This window comes from Aphanothece microscopica RSMan92 (genome assembly GCF_046613545.2).
In the GTDB taxonomy this organism is placed as follows: domain Bacteria; phylum Cyanobacteriota; class Cyanobacteriia; order PCC-6307; family Cyanobiaceae; genus NIES-981.
The window spans coordinates 1-777 of sequence record NZ_JBKKKY020000268.1 but is presented as its reverse complement, the minus strand read 5'-3'; the positions used below and the strand labels follow the sequence as shown (position 1 = coordinate 777).

The following is a 777-nucleotide window of genomic DNA, read 5'->3' as shown; positions in this document are numbered from 1 at the left end:
TCGTAGAACCCGAAAGGATGGCCCATGCGCCCAGCATGGGCAGGTTCGGCCGGGCGCGCTAGCCAAACAGGCCGGATATCATCGCCAGGATCGCGCCGACCTCCTTGCCGAGCCAGGCGAGCGCGGCGAGCCCCATGCCGATGCCCAGCGGCGCAATGATGACGCTGGCGACGAAGAACCCAAAGCTCACCACGGCCGCCACCCCGTCGCGCTGAAGCAGGCCGAGCGCCAGCGACGCCACCGCCATGCCGGGCGGCCAGTTGCCGAACGGGATGGGCAGGATGAGGATGGCGGCGAGGATCAGGATCTGCACGCCATAGGCGATCTGGAACGGGCGGGCGTAGAGCCCCTCCCAGCGCGGCTTGATCAGCCGCTCGATCCGCTTCAGCACGGGCAGGGCCCCGTTGATCGCCATCCGCAGGTGATCGGGCTGGATCGTCCAGGCCATCACGCGCTTGGGCAGCCAGGGCTTGGCCGCGCCAAAGATCAGCTGCAGCGCCGGGGCGATGAGGAGCACGCCGAAGATGGTGCTGATGCCGGGAATGTTGGGGATGCAATTGGGCAAGGCGAGCAGCAGCAGCAGCAGCCCGAACGCCCTATTCTTCAGCCGGTCCAGCACATCCTGCATCGACACCGGCTTGTCGCCGGGAAAGGCGTGCAGCAGTTCCTCCAGCATCTCCGAGGCGCGCTGCGCATGCGGATGGTGGGCGTGAGACCCATGATGCGGATGGATGTTCGCCGATCTCATGGAACGTGGCTTCATGGGGGGCGACCCTG

1 protein-coding gene is annotated in these 777 nt (G+C 67.1%); it reads right to left on the bottom strand.

Going from position 1 to position 777, the window contains the following annotated elements; genetic code table 11:
* Window positions 1–58: 58 nt before the first annotated feature.
* Window positions 59–676, bottom strand: a complete 618-nt coding sequence (locus ACLD7X_RS17425) for an exopolysaccharide biosynthesis protein (protein WP_425625443.1) — start codon at window positions 674–676, stop codon at window positions 59–61.
* Between the last annotated feature and the right edge of the window lie 101 nt (window positions 677–777).